Origin of the sequence: Phytoactinopolyspora endophytica (assembly GCF_004138495.1) — a bacterium.
Taxonomy (GTDB): domain Bacteria; phylum Actinomycetota; class Actinomycetes; order Jiangellales; family Jiangellaceae; genus Phytoactinopolyspora; species Phytoactinopolyspora endophytica.
Genome location: NZ_ML142885.1, coordinates 10,354 through 13,130, shown reverse-complemented (window position 1 = coordinate 13,130; position 2,777 = coordinate 10,354). Strand labels below are relative to the sequence as shown.

1 protein-coding gene is annotated in these 2,777 nt (G+C 64.1%); it reads right to left on the bottom strand.

Features of this window, described 5'->3' with window-relative positions; all coding sequences use genetic code 11:
• Positions 1-1,545 (bottom strand): hypothetical protein (locus tag ELR45_RS33865; protein WP_165368343.1); only part of this gene is annotated, 1,545 nt, incomplete at its 3' end.
• Positions 1,546-2,777 lie beyond the last annotated feature (1,232 nt).

Genomic DNA, 2,777 nt, shown 5'->3' with positions numbered 1-2,777 from the left:
GTTCAGAGCAATACGTTCGGCCCATTCTCGGGCCGAACGTCCACCGGCCAGCCGGACGTCGTCGCCGCGAGTGCCGAGCACAGCGAGCGACCGCGCCAGTCCTTTTCGCAGATTCGACGAATGCACGGGTGCCTTACCATGCATTGCTGCGGCCCAGCGGTCCTCGGCCGGAAGTTCCAGTCGCGGATCGACCGAACCCAGCACGGTCTGAACAGAACGTTCTAAGGCGGTCAGGTCTCCCTCGGTGATCAAACCGCGTGCGGTTCTCCACGAGTCCAGAGGAGAGGCGACGGCCCACGTCGTGCCGACCTTGGTGAACAACGGGTCGGCCCGGCGGATTGCTCTCTGGAGGCGTTCATCCAGTTCGTCTGGGCCGATTTCGCACAGACTTGCGAGGACCTCGTCGTCTCCGCTTCGGGACTGACTCCAGCCGCTGGCGAGCCAGGCGCGACGAAGAGCACGGTCCGCCAGGTCGGTCGCCCACTCCTCGGGGTCGCGCTGGCCCAACCTGGTAGCCACTCGGCGGAGCGCCACCAGGCTCTTCGTGCCTGCCCTCACGTATCGCTCAAGATTCTCCGCCGGTACGCCTGCCTCGGCGAGGGCGGCCTGGAGCGCCCAGTGGTCGTGAGGTGGCAACTCGATGTCAACATCGCCGTCGGGGTCGGTGATCACAAAGACGACGTGATGGTTCTCGACTAGGTGCGCTTCTCGCTGGAGGCCCTCCTCATACGGCAGGAGGATCAACAGGCTGGACGTGCGATCCAGTCGGCGGAGGGTCACGCCGTCGTGCACCAGCAGCGACCGAGCAAGGATCGGTTCGGCGTCTTCCGGCGGAACCGCCATCATCGAGCATGCGGCGAAAGCCAGCCCATCGTCGACACTGACCGCGCGGATGAACGTCCCGCGGACTTCTTCGGCCATCCGCCGCACCAGGTTAGCGGCCTGGTCCGCTCGACCGGCGAGCACGACCTCAGGGGTCATCGTCGGGTCGAAGCCTCGGGAGTATCTACCCCACCAGTCTTCGATGGAGGTCGCCCCCAGGGGTTCCAGCCCGAGCAACTCCGACAACCACACCTGGACTGCAGGTGAAACGTCAAGCGCCAGTTCGATGTCGTCCGCGTCGAGAACGCGAACGTCCAGCCAGATACCCTCGGCGCGCTTCCGCTGTTCCCAATCCTTCTTGTCCTCCCACCGCCGGGGGGTGACGAAGACGAAGGTGTGCTCGGCCGGATCGATCCCCTGCGCGTTGTCAGTCCGCGATCTGTAGTCCCGTTGCGCCTTGGCCCCCGGGTCTCCGCCGACGCCCATCTCCCAGACGCTCAAGCCCTCGGGAACGAACGGTGTGGTGCGGTCCGCCTCCACAAAGCCGTCGTAGCCGGTGAGGCCGACTCCTTCACCGCCCCGCATTTCGACCCGTTGCACCTGGTCGTTCTCGGCGCGGATCATCCGTCGCACCAGCCGGGGCAGGTCGGCCTGAGCGGACCGCGTGTCGGCCCAGCGGTCGAGATCCGTCGCGTCAGCGAGATGCGGCAGTCCGTACGGCACCGTGCCCTCCATTCTAGATGGACGAAGCCTACTCTGAACGCCGGACAAATCCCGCTGGCCAGGGCAGCGCGACGCCCGCCAAACCCGCGGCACGCCCGGGCGGGCGGACCTTCGACCTCTACGAGTCCGTGGACGGCTTGATCAGGAGTTATCGCCTACGCCACAGCTCACCGGCCCGAACATTTCGCTGGAGAGGCTCGTCGCATCGGCGTTTCTTTTTGAGTTCAGAGGGTGTCGCGGTTGAAGGCACGACCAGCTGCGTCTTTGTGGGCGAAATAGCGCGACGTCGCGAGGTCCTGGCTACGCCACACCAACTGTCGCCGCAGTCTTCGTGATGGTCTGACCATCGCCGATTGACGACGTGCTTCAGTGCGCGGCCTGGCCGGGGGTTAGACGCTCTGCACGGAACCTACGACCACAATTCTAGTCCTCCCCTTAAGTCGCTCGCTTGAGCTGACGTTTGAGACCTCGTTGCATCCGAAGCTGCACACACGCCCGTTGCGATGCTTCCGCGCCGCTTTGGCCTCCATGGGAGAGCCGCAATGGTCGGGCGCCTCACCCCCAGCGATGCGACCAGCCTGCAGCCTCACTTTCATTCATTTTGACTCGCTCCCCGGCGCTACGCCCGACCGGCATTCGCTCGAGCAGGAAGAACGACATCTTCGCACTGCGTGTCACCGTGCGCATCTACGGAGTCATTCTTCACCCGTCGTCGACACATGGTAGGCGGCGACGGACGGTGTGTGACATCGCTTTACGCGACATCGTGGTCGATCTCGATAGAGCTGCCGCGCCGCTTCCGGTCCTCGGGCGCCAGTGCGCCCTGCGGTACGGGTCGGCTTGCCACCGGATTGCCAGTCGCCTCTCACTGTGGTCATCAAGATCGCTCAAGTCCCGCACAGGCCTCAGATTCACATCTGATGGCCCACCTCCACCCCCACGGCCGACAAGAGCATGCATCGTGGCCGCAACAGCGACCGCAATGTCGTCTCCCTCCGGCCCGGCCTAATCACGGTCCACGCCGATAGTTGTGACAGGATATCAAAGGAGCGGTGCATGGATCGTCTATCATTGCCAGATCATGAATCATAACCGTCTCTGCTGCGTTTCTCCGTATCAGGAGATCTCGCGGCCCGCGCTGACGGCCGTCCGCGGTTTGGCGGCTTCCCCTACTATCTGTGATAGTCGTGGCACAGGAGCACTTTACTAACGAGCAAACAGAACGTCCTACA